Annotated in this window: 5 tRNA genes and 1 rRNA gene; all 6 read left to right on the top strand. The window is 50.3% G+C overall.

The annotated features are described in order from the left end of the window. Positions 1-85 (top strand): 23S ribosomal RNA (locus ACPW7N_RS26765); the annotation flags it as partial. A 67-nt stretch (positions 86-152) separates the two neighbouring features. Continuing rightward, a tRNA-Ile gene (locus ACPW7N_RS26760) sits at positions 153-229 on the top strand. A 25-nt stretch (positions 230-254) separates the two neighbouring features. After that, a tRNA-Ala gene (locus ACPW7N_RS26755) sits at positions 255-330 on the top strand. Between the two features lie 27 nt (positions 331-357). Then, positions 358-432 (top strand) — tRNA-Asn (locus ACPW7N_RS26750). A gap of 4 nt (positions 433-436) precedes the next feature. After that, positions 437-529: transfer RNA gene (locus ACPW7N_RS26745), tRNA-Ser, on the top strand. 15 nt (positions 530-544) lie between these two features. Further along, positions 545-621, top strand: a tRNA-Glu gene (locus ACPW7N_RS26740). Positions 622-642 lie beyond the last annotated feature (21 nt).

The raw sequence follows: 642 nt of genomic DNA, 5'->3' as shown, positions 1-642 counted from the left end.
ATAGACGATAAGGTTGATAGGTTCGGTGTGGAAGTGCGGTAACGCATGGAGCTGACGAATACTAATCGGTCGAGGACTTATCCACGTCCATTATCCTTATGTTACATTACTTGCGTATCCAGTTTTCAGGGTACAAATACAATCCTAATTGAGGGCCTATAGCTCAGTTGGTTAGAGCGCACGCCTGATAAGCGTGAGGTCGGCTGTTCGAGTCAGCCTAGGCCCACCAGACAGAGCACTATATAACCCTTATTGGGGCTGTAGCTCAGTTGGGAGAGCGCCTGCCTTGCAAGCAGGAGGTCATCGGTTCGATCCCGTTCAGCTCCACCAATTTGTTGTTCTATATACAGACGTTATTCCTCAGTAGCTCAATGGTGGAGCAACCGGCTGTTAACCGGTAGGTTGGCGGTTCGAGTCCGTCCTGAGGAGCCATAATGGATGGATGTCCGAGTGGCCGAAGGAGCACGATTGGAAATCGTGTAGGCGGGGATAACTCGTCTCGTGGGTTCAAATCCCACTCCATCCGCCATTACATAACTATATTGGCCCGTTGGTGAAGCGGTTTAACACAGCAGCCTTTCACGCTGTCATTCAGGGGTTCGAATCCCCTACGGGTCACCATTTCCCCAAAAAGTGATGTAA

Origin of the sequence: Brevibacillus nigriterrae (assembly GCF_049846925.1) — a bacterium.
Classification (GTDB): Bacteria; Bacillota; Bacilli; order Brevibacillales; family Brevibacillaceae; genus Brevibacillus_H.
The sequence above is the reverse complement of the archived record's forward strand: the minus strand, read 5'-3'. Positions and strand labels throughout refer to the sequence as shown.